The sequence below is a fragment of the Mesorhizobium sp. genome (assembly GCF_004962925.1).
Classification (GTDB): domain Bacteria; phylum Pseudomonadota; class Alphaproteobacteria; order Rhizobiales; family Rhizobiaceae; genus Mesorhizobium.
In genome coordinates this window covers 12,248-29,609 of sequence record NZ_SUEO01000051.1, presented here as the reverse complement: position 1 = coordinate 29,609, position 17,362 = coordinate 12,248, and the positions used below count along the sequence as shown (strand labels likewise).

Annotated in this window: 14 protein-coding genes; 11 read left to right on the top strand and 3 right to left on the bottom strand. The window is 59.4% G+C overall.

The annotated features are described in order from the left end of the window. The 6 genes from E5W87_RS13085 to E5W87_RS13060 all read left to right on the top strand — a co-directional run. Positions 1-662: type VI secretion IcmF C-terminal domain-containing protein (locus tag E5W87_RS13085; RefSeq protein ID WP_292397791.1), on the top strand; the 662-nt coding region annotated here is incomplete at its 5' end. Then, on the top strand, positions 644-1,186 hold the full coding sequence (gene tagF, locus E5W87_RS13080) for a type VI secretion system-associated protein TagF (RefSeq protein ID WP_292397789.1): 543 nt from the start codon (positions 644-646) through the stop codon (positions 1,184-1,186). The genes E5W87_RS13085 and tagF, both read left to right, overlap by 19 nt. Next, the gene (locus tag E5W87_RS13075) at positions 1,186-2,289 is read left to right on the top strand and encodes a DUF2169 domain-containing protein (RefSeq protein ID WP_292397787.1); all 1,104 of its coding nucleotides are present in this window, start codon (positions 1,186-1,188) and stop codon (positions 2,287-2,289) included. Before tagF ends, E5W87_RS13075 begins: the two co-directional genes overlap by 1 nt. Continuing rightward, positions 2,286-3,308 carry a beta-ketoacyl synthase N-terminal-like domain-containing protein gene (locus E5W87_RS13070; protein WP_292397784.1) on the top strand — a complete coding sequence of 341 codons (1,023 nt, stop codon included), beginning with the start codon at positions 2,286-2,288 and terminating at the stop codon, positions 3,306-3,308. Before E5W87_RS13075 ends, E5W87_RS13070 begins: the two co-directional genes overlap by 4 nt. Beyond that, positions 3,308-4,327 (top strand): DUF4150 domain-containing protein, encoded by a 1,020-nt coding sequence (locus E5W87_RS13065; protein WP_292397783.1) that lies wholly within the window; start codon positions 3,308-3,310, stop codon positions 4,325-4,327. The genes E5W87_RS13070 and E5W87_RS13065 overlap by 1 nt, the downstream gene beginning before the upstream one ends. Further along, complete coding sequence (locus tag E5W87_RS13060) at positions 4,324-5,190, top strand: hypothetical protein (RefSeq protein WP_292397781.1); 867 nt, start codon at positions 4,324-4,326, stop codon at positions 5,188-5,190. The genes E5W87_RS13065 and E5W87_RS13060 overlap by 4 nt, the downstream gene beginning before the upstream one ends. A gap of 54 nt (positions 5,191-5,244) precedes the next feature. Here E5W87_RS13060 and E5W87_RS13055 read toward each other — a convergent pair whose 3' ends face one another. The 3 genes from E5W87_RS13055 to E5W87_RS13045 are packed head-to-tail and all read right to left on the bottom strand — an operon-like array spanning position 5,245 to position 8,346. Then, positions 5,245-5,586, bottom strand: a complete 342-nt coding sequence (locus E5W87_RS13055) for a hypothetical protein (RefSeq protein WP_292397779.1) — start codon at positions 5,584-5,586, stop codon at positions 5,245-5,247. After that, a complete protein-coding gene (locus E5W87_RS13050) occupies positions 5,586-6,011 on the bottom strand; it encodes a DUF6484 domain-containing protein (protein ID WP_292397777.1) in 426 nt (141 codons plus the stop codon). Before E5W87_RS13050 ends, E5W87_RS13055 begins: the two co-directional genes overlap by 1 nt. A gap of 7 nt (positions 6,012-6,018) precedes the next feature. Further along, positions 6,019-8,346: a type VI secretion system Vgr family protein gene (locus E5W87_RS13045; RefSeq protein WP_292397776.1), complete on the bottom strand. Its 2,328-nt coding sequence runs from the start codon at positions 8,344-8,346 to the stop codon at positions 6,019-6,021. 201 nt (positions 8,347-8,547) lie between these two features. Here E5W87_RS13045 and tagH point away from each other — a divergent pair, with 201 nt between their 5' ends. The 5 genes from tagH to E5W87_RS13020 all read left to right on the top strand — a co-directional run. Beyond that, a complete protein-coding gene (gene tagH, locus E5W87_RS13040) occupies positions 8,548-9,606 on the top strand; it encodes a type VI secretion system-associated FHA domain protein TagH (protein WP_292397774.1) in 1,059 nt (352 codons plus the stop codon). Positions 9,607-10,016: 410 nt separating this feature from the next. Then, positions 10,017-11,531: a type VI secretion system protein TssL, long form gene (tssL, locus tag E5W87_RS13035; RefSeq protein WP_292397772.1), complete on the top strand. Its 1,515-nt coding sequence runs from the start codon at positions 10,017-10,019 to the stop codon at positions 11,529-11,531. 22 nt (positions 11,532-11,553) lie between these two features. Continuing rightward, positions 11,554-15,111 (top strand): type VI secretion system membrane subunit TssM, encoded by a 3,558-nt coding sequence (gene tssM / locus E5W87_RS13030; protein WP_292397770.1) that lies wholly within the window; start codon positions 11,554-11,556, stop codon positions 15,109-15,111. Between the two features lie 158 nt (positions 15,112-15,269). Next, positions 15,270-16,037, top strand: a complete 768-nt coding sequence (locus E5W87_RS13025; RefSeq protein WP_292397768.1) for a protein phosphatase 2C domain-containing protein — start codon at positions 15,270-15,272, stop codon at positions 16,035-16,037. Between the two features lie 5 nt (positions 16,038-16,042). After that, a partial coding sequence (locus E5W87_RS13020) for a protein kinase (RefSeq protein WP_292397766.1) occupies positions 16,043-17,362 on the top strand: 1,320 nt, incomplete at its 3' end.

Below are 17,362 nucleotides of genomic sequence, written 5' to 3'. Positions count from 1 at the left end.
ACATCCTGCCGTTCTGCCAGGCGGCGCTCAACGACCGCTATCCGTTCAGCCCCGAAAGCGCCGTGGACGTCAATGTCCGCGATTTCGCCCGCCTGTTCGGGCCGGCCGGGATGATCGACACCTTCATCAACGACCACCTGATCAGCTATGTCGACACCGCCAGCCAGCCATGGAAATGGCGCGCCGACTTCGGCCTGGACCCAGCGGCTCTGGCGGCATTCGAACAGGCCAGGCGGATCCGAGACGATCTCTTTCCAGGCGGTACGGGCCCGGTGATGAGCTTCACCCTCGAACCCAAGGATCTGTCTCCGAACGTCACGCGCGTGACGCTCAACCTCGATGGCCAGAACCTCGTCTACTATAACAACGCGACGCGACCGCAACCGATGACCTGGCCCGGCAAGGACGGCACCGGCGTCATCTCGCTCGCCTTCCAGCCGATCGATGGATCACCCGAGATCTTGCTCAATGAGACCGGTAGCTGGGCGTGGCTGAGGCTGCTGCGCAGCGGCCGCTTCACCGGCACCTTGCTGTCCGACGTGTACAGCCTGCGACTGGGCACGCAAGGCATGTACGCCGATTTCGAGCTCAAGGCGGCAAGCGTCGAAAATCCCTACAACCTGCAAATGTTCAAGAAATTCTCATGTCCGCCGCAGATATGATCCTGCCTGGCTTTTACGGCAAAATGCCTGCCACCGGCGATTTCGTCACGCGGCGACTGCCAGGGGATTTTGTGCGCATCTGGGACCGCTGGCTGGCACAGCATCTCGTTCCGCTGATTGGCATGGAATCCTGGCCGCGCACCGCCGCGCTACGCTTCCTAACAGGCCCGGCTGCTTTCGGCGCATCGGCAGGCATTATTCTGCAGAGCGCCGACAGCGTCGGCAGGAAATTCCCTTTGAGCGTGGTCGCGCCGCTTCCTGACGCTTCCGCTCAACTGGCTCGCGCCGACGAGTGGTTTTCCAGGATCGAAGAGACCGCCATCGCCGCCCAGCAGGGCGAGCTGACGCCGGACGAACTGGATGCCGCTTTGGCCACACTGCCGGTGCCCCCGGTCGAGCCGGGCGAAGAGGTCATCAGCGATATGGTGATGTGGACTGCCCGTTCGGACATTTTCGATATTGATCCGCTGTCGCCGCAAGTGACGCTGGAGCAGATCTTTGCCGCCAGCTGGGAGACCAGTTGATGCAAATCTGGAACCAGATGGGCTATCCGCACGAATTCACCATGGGCATGGACAAGGCAGGCCATGAATGGATCGTCGTGGTGGTCAAAGGCACGTTCGACTTTCCCGCGACGCCCGGCGGACCGGTGCAGAAATCGGCGGAACAGGTTCCGCTGGTCATGGCCGACACACACACCGGCGTGCCTGGTTATTCGGCCACTCTATGGGAGACCGATTTCGCTTTCCGCAAGCCGCGTTGTGACGTTGTCGCCAATGGCTGCGCCTATGCGCCCGGCGGGCGCCCGGCCGAGCGCGTACCCGTCGGCATCAAGGTGGGCAATTGGTCAAAACTGTTCGAGGTCGTCGGCCACCGCGAATGGCGCTCCATCGGCCCGGTCTTTACCGCCACCGCACCGCAGCCTTTCCTGCGCATGCCGATTTCCTACGACGTTGCCTGGGGTGGCGTCGACAGACTGGACCCCGAGGACAACCTCCCCGCTAGCTACAAGTACAACCCGGTCGGAACCGGCTGGTCGCGGACGAAGAATCAGCGGCTGATCGCGGGCCTGCGGCTACCGAATACCCAAGCTGTCGACGAAGAAATCCGCTCGCCGTTCGGCGACTACAAGCCGATGAGTTTCGGGCCGATGGGACGCGGCTGGCCTGGCCGGATCGAATATGGCGGCACCTACGACGACAACTGGACGAAGAACATCTTTCCGTTTCTGCCGCCGGACTTCGACGAGCGCTATTTCCAGATGGCCCCGCCTGACCAGCAGATCGATCACCCAACGGGCGGCGAGGAGGTGCAACTCGTCAACCTGACGCCGCAGGGCCGGGAGAGTTTCCGGCTACCATCAACGGCGTTGCCTATCACGTTATTTAAGGGCAGAGAAAAAGCCTTCGAGGGAGATGTTCCCGCCGATACTCTTTTGTTTGACCCACAAAACCGCCGCTTCTCGCTGGTTTGGCGCGTGTCGCAGCGCATTCACCGGACGATACTCGACTTTTCCGAGTGCTGGGTCGGTCCGCCGACTGACTCCATGCTGCGGGCGCGGGCAACTGGCCGGATGTATATCCGCGCCAACGGCTCCGCGCCGGAAACGGAGGGCGCGGACACATGAGCGCCAGCCTTGACATCATCTCGATCGGCATGGTCACCGCTGTCGGCCTTGATGCGCTATCGGCATGTGCGGCGATGCGTGCCCGATTGGACGGATTTCAAGAGACGCGTTTTGTGTTGCCGAACGATGGTCGCCTGATCGGAGCTCCTGTGCCTTTGCCGCGAAACTGGATCGGCGAAAAGCGGATGGCTCACCTCGCCGCCGGGTCCATCGCCGAAGCGTTCGACGCCGTTCCAGAGGCGCGCGGCCAAACAGCACTGATCCTCTGCCTGGCAGAGGAAAACAGGCCGGGCCGACCGGTTACTAATCCAGCGTCCCTACTCGGCCGCATAGCTGAAATCGTGGAGGTCAACCCGCACGCACGGTCGCGTGTCGTCGCACATGGCCGTCCTTCCGGACATGTCGCGCTTGGTCATGCACGGCGGCTCCTTGCCTCGGGAGAGGTCCCTTATGTGATGATTGCGGGGGTAGACAGCTACCTAACCTCGCAATCGGTCGCTCATTACCTCAATACCAACCGCATTCTCACTCCCGGAAATCCAAATGGGTTCATTCCAGGTGAGGCAGCCGCTGCGGTTCTCTGCAGTCGAGCCGACAGCCAAGGACTTAGGTTGTTTGGCGTTGGCCTTTCGCGAGAAAATGCCACTATTTACAACCGCCAGGACCTGCCGCTGCGCGGCGATGGCATGACGTCTGCCTATCACCTGGCATTGCAGGAGACTGGGATCGAACTGAACCGCCTCGGCTATCGCATTGCCGATTTTATTGGTGAGCAATACTGGTTCAAGCAGAGCGCGCTCGCCAATTTGCGGTTGGTCAGAAACGGACGCGACTTTCAGGACGTTTGGTCACCAAGTGAATCGCTAGGCAATGTCGGCGCGGCAGTAGGGCCGTTGATGCTCGGGATGGCCAAGATGGCAGCACAGAAAGGCTATGCCGGGGGCAATTCTGTGCTGATTGAGGCATCGAATGACGCGGGTGCCTGTGGAGCGGCAGTGCTTGCCATAAGGGCAGCCTGATGGCGAACGTTTTCGCAAATGGGTTGGAAATCTCTGGCAAGTCAGTCGATGCAAAGACGATTGCCGCCTTTCCCGACGTTTGCTTCACCCCGCCGGAGAATCCGGCGACACCACCAGGTGTCCCGATCCCCTATCCGAGTTTCGGCATGGCTTCGGATACCGAGCAAGGAACAGGCACGGTATTTATTGGCGGTAAGACCGTCAATATCAAGAACAAGTCCGACCTGTCAAAAACGTCGGGAACCGAGGCAGGTTGCGCCGCGAAGAAAGGCATCATCACCTCAAAAAATACGGGCAAAGAGTATTTCAACTCTTGGTCGGGTGACGTGAAATTTGACGGCGAGCCGGTGATCAGGATGACCGATCTCGCCACGAACAATCACGCTTCGCCACCCGGCAACACGGTCACCTGGCCGCATATCGCTCAGATAAGGCCGAATAACATTGACTGCAAGTCGTTGCTCAATGAATTCAAGATCACGCTTCACAAGCATTCCGACAAGACGGAAAACTGCGGGTGGACGAAAGAAAATCAGAACGAATCCGAGCATATGTTTCAGAACGCGCTGGCGCAAAACAAGCGGGGCGGCGCGCCACGATCCATCGAGGGTATGGGTGACTACAGCGCGGGCGGCGCTCCGTGCCTTTGCATGAAGGGTCCGGCCGCCGACAGTTCCACGCCCCATGGCAAGAAGACACGCAACCAGGAAAAATTTGCCGAGTCCTGCATTGTTCGCGACGAGGCTGGCAACAAGATTGGCGAAAACCGCCCGAAGGTCAAAGACGCGATCGCCTCCGAACTGGGTTCTGTTCGCGAACACGACGAGACCATTAGCAAAATCGAGGACAAGAAAAAGCAGGACGACGTAATGACCTGTCTCGAGGCCGTCATATATGATTATCTTGAGCGCTGCACAGGTAAGAAAAAGGAAGAAATTGCGGAACAAAAATGCCGCGTGCCCGGCGGCGACAAGATTCCGAGAACCTCTACACCAGCCCCTGGAGGAGTTCCAGAATGACAAACAATGCGGAACGATACATCAGTCCCGAAGGCTTCACGGTCGATTGCACACTCGTTCAGGCGGACAAGGGAACAGGGGTTTGGAACCTTGTTGTGCAGATGGACGAGGGTCGCGAGGAAAAGCGCAGCCAGATCTTTCACACCCCCTCATTTCCGGAGGTCGAGCCAAGAATTCTGCTCGATACACACACTTGGATCGACTCGTTCTGGGTTTCGCCATCACGAATGATCTACGCCTGCGACGGATTTCGTTTCTGGAAGGGATCGGACGGTCAGTTCACGCAACAACGCCTGTCTGATCGAATGATATTCAAGGTTTGGGGTCTGGACGACCAAACTGTCTTTATCCTTGGCGAGAGCGGACTTGTCTTACGATCGGACGGCGACGGTTGGCGAGATATCTCAATTCCTGACTCGACCCGCCTTTTCGACATAAACGGCCCATCCCTCCAACACATCTATGCCGTCGGCGAGCGCGGCGCATTTTGGAAACTGCAGGGCGATACGTGGTTGCAGATCGATGTTCAGACAAATGCCAACCTTCTCGGGGTTTTTGTGGATGGGCCGGATAAGGTTTATGTTTGCGGCGAGAGTGGAACCTGCTTTCGCTACGATGCAGGTGCGTTGGTAAATTTCTTGACGCAGCCCCGCTGGTACAGCGGCGTCACTCGTTTTCGGGATAAGATTTATTTCGGCGCAGCAGGGCGAGGTGTCGATGTCTTGGTCGAGCTGGAAGTTGTGCCGTTCAAACCGACCGTCTTCGGGCAACGTTTGTCTTCCGGTGACTGCCTTTGGTCATGCGGCCATAATTCCTATTACAAATTCGATGGAAGTGGCTGGTTGCGCAAGGATTTTCTGTAGCAGGGCGATCAGCATGATGGCCCATCGGCCGCATATGGGGCGCAGCTAACAAGGCTACTCTGCCGGCAAATTCGCTATCAAATACGCCCTCACCTTGTCCAGATCGAGATCGACGATACGCATCAACGATTTATTGCTGAGCATTCTGACCACAAAAAGTTCGCCCGCCTCGGAATATTCGCGATAGCGTTCTTCGGCGATCTCACGTCCAACGCTTCCGGCAACTCGCAACCCGTCGAGATGGGCTTCAAGTCGTTCTATTAGTCGCGCGAGCCGCACGTCGTCCAGCTCCGGATTCTCTTCCGGGTTCAGCAGATGGCGGTCGTAAACCATCCACAAGAACGCCGCCTGTTCGGCATGCTGGCGCACGATCTCGCGGAGCGTCGGCGGCGGCATCAGTTCAGATTTATCGAGCCGCCGCGGATTCGGTTCGCGGCGCTAGCGTGGCTAGTTAGATAGGTGCCGCGAATAGTGATATGACCATCCTTCTCCATAACGATGGTCGCCTTGCCGCAACGCAATTCTATACGTTCTTCGCCAACGATTTGAACCGTCTCACCATCGCGAACTACATGTGGCGTTGATGATTTGCGGGCCGGCTCCACAATCCTCCCGACAATCAACGGGCGCAGGGGATTACCTTCCTGAAAGAGCAGTGCCACTTCCGCACCTATCATTGCCGAATTGAGTTCGGTGAGGCTGCGTGCGGAAACTGCCGTTTCTTGCGGATTGCCCGTAAAGACTACAAGCGGCAAACCCGCGTCAAATCCGATCAATATCCCGATTGCAACGCCCTCGATCCGTTCTAACACTTCCGCCATAACGCCCTCAGTTGTGGTTGATCTTGCTGCCCTTCCAAGAAACTTCCTTCGACGCTTTGCCCTTGAACTCACCCGAGGCAATTACCGAAATATCCTTACCTTCAACCGTGATGGTGCCATCCTTTTTCATGGCGATTGCTGCCGAGCCGCATTTAATCACGATCGAGTCACCTGCTTCGATGATAAGATCCTTGCCGATTTTGATGAGCCCATCCTCGCCAACCTCGACGGCGCTGCCCTTGGCAATCTTAAGCGCCCTAGAGCCACCGACCTCGGTCAAATCGTCTTTGGCGATCTTGGCAGAGCGACCAGCCCCGATATCAGTCCCCTGGTCCTTCGCAATCTTGACGGTCTGACCGCCGCCGATCTGGATGCTCTGGGCAGCCGCGATGTTCCAGCTATCCGCGGCACCGATATCGTGGCTCTGCGCCGCACCTACAGTGACCGACCGTGTCGCACCGATTGTGTTCGCTTGCGGGCCACCCACGGTTCGGGTTTCGGATGCTCCGACCGAGTCGACGCGGGCCGCGCCCACGGTTATCGTCTGTACCGCGCCCACAGTCTGGGTGTGCGCGATGCCGATCGTCTCCGTCGAGTTCGCCCCAATGCCTATGGTCTCGTTCGACCCGACGGTCAGCGAACGGTTCACGCCAACCGTCTCGGTGTCGTTGTTCCCGATATTCGTCGTCTGGTCGACGCCGACCTTGACCGTCTTGTTGTTGCCGACGTCCTCGTCGAGGTTGTGGCCGACGGAGTGCTTGGCGTCGTGGTCGATGCGGTCGGACTGGTCGTGCTGCACAAGCTTGGTGCGGTCGTTCTTGATCAGAAGGTTGTGGTCCTTCTGTGCCTGGAAATTGACCAGTTCGGAGCCGGCCTTGTCCTCAAACATCAGCTCGTTGTAACCGCCGCCGCCTTTGGAGGAATCCGACTTCCAGCCGGATTGCGTAGCGCTGCCCGGCAGTCCGTAGGGCGGCATCTGCGACGCGTTGTAGACCCTGCCGGTAATGATCGGCAGATCCGGGTCGCCTTCGATGAAGTCGACGATGACCTCCTGGCCGATGCGCGGTATCTGGATGAAGCCCCAGCCGCTGCCGGCCCAGGTCTGCGACACGCGGACGAAGCAGGAGCTGTTCTGGTCCTTCTTGCCCAGGCGGTCCCAGTGGAACTGCACCTTCACCCGGGCATATTTGTCGGTGAATATTTCTTCGCCGGATGGGCCGACCACCGTCGCCGTCTGCGGACCGCGCATGATAGGCCGTGTCGTGACCCGCGGCGGGCGATAGGGCAAGGCAGTCGGCGCCACGCCGAGGATCACCTTGAAGTTCTCGCTCTCGACGTCGGCCTGGGCTCTGTAGCCGGGATCAAACAGCCTGTACTCGGCGCTGACCACCAGATACTCCTGGTTCTGGTCTTCGCGCGGAAAGCCATCGAGCTCGAACGTGCAGCCCGAATACAACCCGCGCACGGTGCCGACAGCGGCGATGCGCTGGTGCACCGCCTGGATTTCCTCGCGCCGGATCGCGGCCAGGCTGTCGCCGCGACCGACTTCAAGATGCGCGCCAGGCTGGCGGTAGTTCTCGCCCGCGGCCAGCTTGTGGCCGAACGGCTGGGCCGACTTGGCCATGAGGTCGGCGCCCGGCTTCTTGAAATCATAGTCGGTGTGGACATAGGCGCCGGGCCGCACCGAACTGCCTGGAATCCATTCGGTGATGTATTCGACATCGCGGCGGGAGCCCTGCCCTTCGAAGTGATATGGCACCTTCTCATAGCCCGGCGCCGGCTTCAGCTTGTTCATGGCATCGGCCAGCACAAGCGTGTGCTTGCCCTCGTCATGCTCGAAGAAATACAGGATGCCTTCGTGCTCGAGGAGCCGCTGCACGAAATCGAGATCGGTCTCGTCGTACTGAACGCAGTACTCGCGCGGCGGATAAGACCCTTGCAAGCGTTTCTCGAATTTTGCCGTGCTGTATTTCGAGAAAACCTCCTCGACGATTTCGATGACGCTCATGTTCTGGAAAATGCGGCAGTCGGTCGTGTTGCCGAGAAACCAGAGCCATGGCCGGATGGCTGCTTCGTAGTACGCCAGACGGTCCTCGATCCGGGTCAGCCGAAACTCGGACACAAGGCCGCTAAACCAGCGTTTCGGATCGGACTCACCTTCGACCGAAACCGCACCGCCCAGCATCTTCAGCGGATCGATATCGGGGCTGCTGCTCACGAACCCGACCGTATAGGCCAGACAACGACTGATCTCATCGCGCCCGACAAGATGCGTGAAGGTCAACAGCTCAGCGCCAACCGGCGTCTGCACAACCGTGGCACGTTCGTTCGGCATGGGTCTTGCCCCTCCCGCCGCTCGTTTCTGCTCAAGCCTAGCACATGTCTTCCAGCGACCAAAGGGGACCCCTTGGTGGCTGCAGTCTGCTCGCTTTAGAATCATCGACCTGAACGCTTCTGTGCCGCAGCGCTCACAAATTGCTGGTATAATGAGGCGTTGTGGGTGAGTTTCCCGACAGGCGATCGACGGCAATTTTGAATGTTCATCAGGCTGCAGATCAACAATGCCGATTCCCTGCCCGCCGGTATTTCGACCGGCTACTCAGCTCGTGATCGCAGCTTCGAAATCGGCCGCGAGGCCTGCGACTGGACCTTGCCCGACCCCGACAAGTTCATCTCCGGCCGACATTGTGACGTTCGATACGAGGCAGGCGCGTTTTGGCTGCACGATGTCTCGCGCAATGGGACCTTCATCAACGGATCGACCCAGCGCATGGCCGGCCCGCATCGGCTTGATCATGGAGACCGGTTATTGATCGGCCGCTACGTCATCTTGGTATCGCTTGACGAGGAGCGCACCACGGAGGGTCATCCTCAACTCAGGCACGGTTCGACGCAACGAGAAATGCCGATCACGTCAGGTCGGCCGCTGGACTTCGGAGGTGAGCCTTTCTTCAATCCGGTAGAGCAACGGCCCGGACAGCGAGCACCGGTATCGACATCTTCGCCGCCCGCGCCTCTCCCTTCGACGAGGGATGAGGTGCTGCGGGAAATCGCGATCGGAGCTGGCATTTCTCCGGAATTGCTTCAATCGCGTGATCCGCATGAAGTCGCTGCCGAAATCGGCGCGGTGCTTCGAACGGTGGTCGAGGAACTGGCCTTGCTGCTGAAAGCACGTGCGGCTGCGAAAATACTGGCCAAGAGCACACACCGGACGATGATAAGTGCTGCCGATAACAATCCCTTGAAGTTCGTCCCGGGAACCGATGACATCCTTGAAATTATGTTTGCACGACGCAGAGCCGGCTATCTTGATGCCAAGCATAGTATCGAAGACGCATTCCGCGACCTCAAGACGCACGAATTTGCCACCTACGCAGCCATGCAAGCTGCGCTCTCCCGACTACTTGACGACCTCTCGCCCGAGGCGATCGGCAAGAAACTTCCGCCAGCGTCATTCACTTCGAAGAAGAGCTTGGCTTGGGACGCCTTTGTCGCCAAATGGCGGACCATGGAAGAAACACACGAAAACGGAATGCTGGACATATTCCTGGCTTATTTCAGCGAAGCCTATGCCAAAGCCGCCAAGCAAAAATAGGCTGGGAAGACTGGACCTGGCGCACGCCCGGAAATCGGACCGGTTTGCTGTACTGATCTTCGGTTGCGGAACGGACGACGCGTCAACTGGAAAGTATTAGAGCGTCCTTTGCGGTTCCAAAGGAGACGGCGCTGTAGTTGGCGAAGAAAAATCCTTTCGCAGCACTGCATCCTGTTCCAATCGACAGCTTCTGAGATTACGATCACATACGACAGTTCGCCAGCGGGTAAGGCTGATTGACCCGGGGGTCTGCGGCAAATGTCATGTAACGGCGGGATAGCCTTTTGTAGCCGACCTTCCACCAGACACTGCCCTCGTCAGCAGCGCCTGCATTTCCTGCGCCCGATCAGGGACCGTTTTGCCTCTCTTCGGGGCAGACGAAGGAACTGCTCGCGGACGGACATTCGGCGATGACGTCGAAGGATGATCGTTTCAGCCCAGCGGGCAAGACCGTCATTCGCGCACCGCGCCGCGTGGAAAAATCAGCGCCAGGTCCTCAGGGGCCTGTTCCTGACAGCGGGCAGCGCGATCCCTCGCCGGTTAAGGATTCAACGGTTTTCGATCCGGGTATCGGTCGGCATACACCGCCGGGCTGGACATCTGGAACCGTGATTTATCAGGGTGCAGTTCCCGGCGCAGCGATGGCTCCCGGCTCCTTTGCGGCGACGCCGAAGCCGGCCGTCCAGCAGGAAATCCTGCTGAATGCTACGGACAGCGTCAGATATTCAGCGGCAAACCCGATCCTCGCCGCGGCGGCGCCTTTGCTGATGTTATTCGGCCAGCTCAGGCTTATGCCCGTCGAACGGGAAGCCGAACAACTGGCGGAGCATGTCGCCGGGGCGATCGAAAAATTCAACCGGACAATTCGGAAAGCCGGCGTTCCCGAAGAAGATGCCAGGATCGCAAAATTTGCCCTATGCGAAACAGCTGACGACCTCATCGGCAACCTACCCTGGCCCAAGAGGGACGAGTGGGCGCAGCACAGCATGCTGTCACAGTTCTTTCACATCGTGCCCACCGGCGCGGGCTTCTACGAAGCGCTGAACAAGATACTGGCCGCGCCCGAGGCACACTACGATCTGCTTGAATTGATGCATGCCTGCCTGTCGCTGGGGTTCGAAGGCCAGTATCGGGGCCTCGCACACGAGGACAACAATCTCGAACGCGTTCGACGCGACGTCTACGAGACGCTTCGCTACTTCAGGGCGCGCGCCGACGAAGACATCTCGCCCCACTGGCAGAGCCTGGCGATGTCAAGCGGACACTCATCAGCCCGGTTGCCGCTTTGGGTCATTGCGGCCGCAGCGTCGGCACTGCTGACGGCGGCATTCTTCACATTGCGGGTCTTCGTCACCAATGAGGGCGACGCCCTTGCCGGCGGCTTGCTGGCGCTCGATCCATCGACGCCGCTCGCCATCGAACGCGCCAGCGTGGCACCGTCGGTTGCGCCGATGAAAGTTACCCCACCCGCTGCCGCCAACCAGATCGATCGCATCCGCTCGGCACTGGCCAATGATATCGCACGCGGTGGGCTGGCCGTCGGCACGCAAGGCATGTTCATTGTGGTGGAGATCAACAACGTCCTGTTGTTCCAGTCTGGCAGGGCCGAGATAAACCCGGAGTTTCAGCCGATCGCCGCAGACATCGCCGCTGCGCTGGACTCCGAGCCCGGACCGATCAGGATCGTCGGCCATACGGACAATGTGAAGCCGCGAAAATCGAGCGCGTTCAAATCCAATTTCGACCTTTCGGTCGCCCGGGCGAAGGCTGTCGAAGCGATGATGGCGCCGAGGTTCAGCAAGCCTTCGCGGATCACGGTCGAGGGCAAGGGTGAGGACGAGCCGATCGCCGACAATGCGACGCCGGAAGGCCGCGCCCAGAATCGCCGTGTCGATGTGATGATCCCCAAGGAGGAGACATTGTGAGCACGGCCATTTGGAAGCGCCCATGATGCGTTGGCTGCTGCGGATATTCAGCGCGATCGCGTTGGCCGGTTTCGCGGCAGCCGTCTGGTTCGCCGGACCATTGATCCGCTTTGCCGATACCCGCCCGCTGGCACCCGTCTGGCTGCGCGTGACGATCATCTGCGTAATCGTGGCGATCGTGGCGCTCTTCTACGGTTTCCGTTTCTGGCAAATGCGAAAGGCGCAAAAAGCAATCGAGACGATAGTTGGCCGAAACGACGATAAGGATGACGATTCGCGGGTGCTTGAGACTCGTATGAATGAGGCCACCGCTGCGCTCAAGCGGTCGAGCGGCAGGCGCAATTTCCTCTACGAGGTCCCCTGGTACGTCGTCATCGGCCCGCCTGGTGCCGGCAAAACAACGGCGTTGGTCAATTCGGGTCTGAATTTTCCGCTTGCCGGTTCGGGGGACGCCCAGCCGGTCGCCGGCGTTGGCGGCACGCGATCCTGCGACTGGTGGTTCACCGACCAGGCGGTGCTGATCGACACCGCCGGACGCTACACGACGCAGGATTCCAACGCGCAGAGCGACAAGAAGAGCTGGCTCGCCTTCTTGTCTCTGCTCAAGACATACCGCGCCAGGCAACCGATAAACGGCGTTGTTCTGGCCATCAGCCTTGCCGATCTCATGAGCCTCGATGATCAGCAGCTTGACGTCCATATCGTTGAAATACGCAGCCGTCTGCGCGAAATTCACGAAACGTTGAAAATCCAGTTTCCTGTGTACCTGCTGTTCACCAAGGCAGACCTTGTCTGCGGTTTCATGGATTATTTTGGCGGTTTCGACGAGCAGCGCCGTCGCAAAGTATGGGGCGCGACATTCCAGACCGCCGATCGCAGCAAGAACATGGTCGGTGAGGCACCGGCCGAATTCGACGCATTGGCAAAACGCCTGGCGGAGGAGATGGCCGACCGCCTGCAGGAAGAGGCCGATCCGGTCGCACGCATATCCATCTTTGGCTTTCCAGCCCAGTTTGGCGCGCTGAAGGGCCATGTTGCCAGTTTCATCGCAACCCTATTCGATCCGGCCCGCAGCCAGGTGAACGTCAGCTTGCGTGGCTTCTATTTTTCGTCAGGTACGCAGGAGGGTACGCCGATCGACCAGGTGCTGGGCGAAATCGGTCGCAGTTTCGGCAGCGCTTCTCGCGCCCATCTTTCCGGCACTGGCAAAAGCTTCTTTTTGCATGATCTTCTGACCGGCGTCATTTTCGCGGAATCCGGGTGGGTTTCATACGACAAATCGGCCGAAAGGCGTGCAGCGATCGCCAGATATGGCGGTCTTGGCGCAATAACATTGATCGCGGCGGCGGCTCTGGGCACCTTGGCCTTGAGCTTTACGGTCAACAGATCGCTGATCGCCTCTACCGCGCAAGCTATAAGCCAGTATCGCGAGACGGCAGACCCGCTACTCAAAAGCACTGAAGTCGCCGATGTCGACCTCGAAAACGTTATTGGCCCGCTCGACCAATTGCGCGATCTGCCGGCCGGGTTCGGCACCAGTGAATTGCCGACACCGATCGAGGAGACGTTCGGCCTCAGTCAGCGGGAAAGAATTCTTTCGGCATCAAAAACAGCTTACCGGCAAGCGCTGGAGCGCATGTTCCGCTCGCGCCTGCTGCTTCAGGCCGAACGGACGATCCAAGCCAAGATGGCTGATCCCGCCGCGCTCTACGAACCGCTGAAGATCTACCTGATGTTGGGCGGCAAGGCGCCGAAGGTCGACGACGAGTTGATCGTTTCCTGGATGAGGCAGGATTGGGAGCAGAACCGGTATCCGGGTGAAAACAACCGTGAGGGACGGGCGCAACTCGAAAAGCATCTGCGCGCCATGCTTGCGTTGGACGACGCCTATGATCCGGTTTTCGAACTCAACCAGCCACTTATCGAATCCGCTCAACGCTCGCTCGGACGCATGAGCCTTGCCGATCGCGCCTCAGCCTTGGTCAAGTCGGCGGTATATGCGGCAGCGCTGGACGACTTTTCCGTCTCCGTGAAAGGCGGCCCGGAAGCGCAGCTGCTGTTCGAGCGTGTCGATGGTGGCGATCTGTCCGGCCTTCGCGTTCCCGGTATCTACACCTATAGCGGCTTCAACGACTTCTATCTCGGACAACTCTCGCGCATTGCGCAGATGCTTGTCGATGACCAGTGGGTTCTCGGCGGCGGTGGCGAGCAAGGCGGCATCGATCAGGAATTGCTTAAGCTCGGTCCCGAACTTCTCGATCGCTATGGGAGGGAATTCGCCGCGGCATGGAACGGCGTTCTCGACAAATTGAAGTTCAAGACGATGCTGAAGGACAAGCCGCAGTATATCGCGCTGTCCGCCGCTGCGTCACCAACCTCGCCAATCGACCAGCTTTTTACAGCGATCGCCGACGAAACAGCTTTGACGCGCGAAGCTGGTTTCAGCGAAGGCCTTGGCCCCGAGGCCGAAGCCGACGCGCTTCAAAACCAGACGCAGAACGCTGCGGGTGTCGCCAGGGGATTGGCCCGCATCGGCATTCAAATCGCCATCGGCAAATCGCAAAGCCGGGCCGGTGCAGGGTCCTCTAGCGCGCAAAACCCTGGGGCGAATATCGAAGCGCAATTCAGATCATTCCAGGCTTTGGTGAACGGTCCGGCCGGACGCCGCCCAATCGATGCGTTGACCCAGAATTTCCGCGATATCTATCAGAGCCTGCAACTGGCGGCCGACGTCCCTTCGCAAACGGAACGCGTCAACATGAATGTACAGCTGCAGATATCCACCCTTCGCGCCAATGTCTCGCGTCTGCCAAAGCAGCTCGCCCGAATGGTCACCGCGACCGCCGACGAGTTTGACGGCAACGTCGCAGAAACCTCGCTAGCGAATTTGAACCAGATGCTCGACCAGACGGTCACGCGCACCTGCGAGGAGGTGGTCGCGGGCCGTTATCCTTTCGCCAGCAATGGCCCGGAGGATATTGCGATGGCGGATTTCGCGAAACTGTTCGCTCCAGGCGGGCTGATGGACCGGTTCTTCGCACAGAATCTCGCATCGCTAATCGATATGACCGGCCAGGACTGGAGCTGGAAACAGGATGCGCGCTTCGGGCGCGACCTGTCGAAGTCGACCTTGAAAAACTTCCAGCTGGCCGCGGAAATCCGCAACGCCTTCTTTCCTTCAGGTGGCTCGGTGCCCTCGGTCAGCGTCACCTTTACGCCGTTTTCACTGCATGGCGATGCCGATACGGCGGTCCTCGACGTCGATGGCCAGATTGTCCAAAGCAACCAGGCGGGCAACGCGCCAAGCACGGTGACCTGGCCGAGCGGCATGGCTTCCGCTTCCGCGAGCCTGAGCCTCATGCCGGAAATGCCGGGCCGTGAGTCCGCGATCAGGTTCGATGGTCCGTGGGCGCTAAAGCGTCTGCTGGACAAGGCTGAGGTCACCAGCACCGGCGGCAACATTGAAGCCCGCTTCGTGATAGGCGGGCGCGATGTCGCCTATACGATCCAGACCAATTCGGACCCCAACCCTCTCTTCCTCGCTGCGCTTACTGGGTTCAGCTGTCCAAAGGCATTTTGAGATGACATTGAGCTTCCCGATACGGTGGCGCTGTCCATCGGCAACAGACACGCGAACGTTGATTTCGATACTCTAATGTTCGAGCCTGTGGCAAACTGGCGCGAGCGAGCGCCTGACAGTGCGCCGCAGAGGACGCTTGAGAAGCGCTTGGTGGCAAATTGAACAATGTCGCCCTTTCCTTTGAAAGCTTCGGCGTTAGCCACAGAGGCTGTGTCCGTGAGCTCAATGAAGACAGCTATCTGGTCGAGCCGGAAACTGGCCTTTGGGTGGTGGCCGATGGAATGGGTGGACATGATGCCGGGGAAGTCGCTTCGGCCAGCATCGTCGATCATCTGGCAACGATCGGCATTGCAAGCTCGGCACCGGATCTTCGCGCGCGCTTCGAGGATAGGCTGAGCCGCGCTAACGCGGAAATCCGAAGGATATCGGAATCCCGCGGAATAACCATTGGCTCCACTGTCGCCGCGCTGTTGGCAATGGATGGGCGGTTTGCCTGCCTGTGGGCGGGCGACAGCCGCGTCTATCTGATCCGCAACGCCTCGATCTCCCAGATTTCGAAGGACCACACCGAGGTTCAGGAACTTCTCGACAGAGGCATGATCAGCGCAGCCGAAGCGCTCACCTGGCCGCGCCGCAATGTGATCACGCATGCAGTCGGTGTCAGCAACGAGATCGTCATCGATTTCCAGCAGGGCGAAATCATGCCGGGGGACATATTTGTATTGAGCACCGACGGGCTGACAGCGCATGTCTCAGACGCCGAGATCGAGGCGGCGGCGGTGTCGGCGACACCGCAGGCGGCATGCGAAAACCTGCTACAAACGGTGCTGGCGCGTGGGGGAACCGACAATGTCACCATCGTACTCGTGAAGATCGGCGACGGGCGCCATGGGGCTCGTCCCGATCCTTCCAGAGCGGTAGGTTGAGGCAGATGAGCGCCGACGACAAGACGCGGATATCGCCTAACGTGACCAACACCGCCGTAGGCACGCAACTCAGCGGCATCTATGAACTAGACGAGCGGATCGCATTCGGTGGCATGGGCGAAGTCTACCGTGGCCATAACATTCAGACCGGCGACCATGTCGCGATCAAGATCGTCTTGCCCGAGTTCGCCCGTGATCAGACGATACTGTCTCTGTTCCGCAAGGAAGCGTCGATCCTCAATCACCTGTCGCACGACGCAGTCGTTCGGTATCACGTCTTCACCATCGATCCCGGCATCGGTCGCCCTTACCTTGCTATGGAATTCGTCGACGGCCAATCGCTGTTCGATATCATGCGACGTGGCCCGATGCCGACGGAAGACGTGCGCAAGCTCTGCCATCGCCTCGCTTCCGGCTTGAGCGCCGTGCACCAGGCGGGGGCAATACACCGCGACCTCTCCCCCGACAACATCATCCTGCCAGGAGGCCGGGTCGAACGCGCAAAGATCATCGATTTCGGCATTGCGCGATCGGCGACCGTCGGCGGAGAGACCCTGATCGGCGGAAAGTTCGCGGGAAAGTACAACTACGTTTCTCCCGAACAACTCGGGCTCTACAGCGGCGACGTCAGCGAGCAATCCGACATCTACAGCCTGGGGTTGGTGCTGGCCGCTGCTCTGCGCGGGAAACCGATCGACATGGGCGGCTCCCAGTTCGAGATCGTGGAAAAACGCCGAACCGTTCCGGACCTGTCCGACATCGACCCCGATTTTCGTGGAATTGTCGAAGCCATGCTGCAGCCGGACCCACAAGACCGGCCGATCAGCATGGCGGACATCGCCAAGGTGACACGTGACGATACGGATGAGGAGACAACGCCGCCAACGTCGATCACCTCGCGCGACCGGACGGGTTTGCCGCGAGCGGGGGGAACCCTCGCGCCCAGCCCCAAGCTTCCAAGTCAGCCTGCGGCGGTTCCCGGTGAACAGCGCTTTGTTCCGCATGTCCGGCCGGCGCTTCTGTCCCAACCAAGGCCTTCGCCAGTTGCCGGTCCTCGGGCGGTTTTGCCAAAGGTCCCTGCAAAGTCCGCCAAGAGCCGATCGATCGCGTTCGCTGCCTTGGCGACATTAGCTGTCGCGTCAGGTGCAGGCATCTATCTGAGCGGCTTGACGACGCCTTCCACGCCGACCGCCGGCGATACATCGCTTTTGTCTCCAAAAGCATCACAACCGGCCCCGACGGACAGTGTTGCAAATTCGCCGAGTGATGAGCCGGCAAAGGCAGTTCCACCTGAGCAGTCACAAACAGAAGCCACTGCGCCGCCA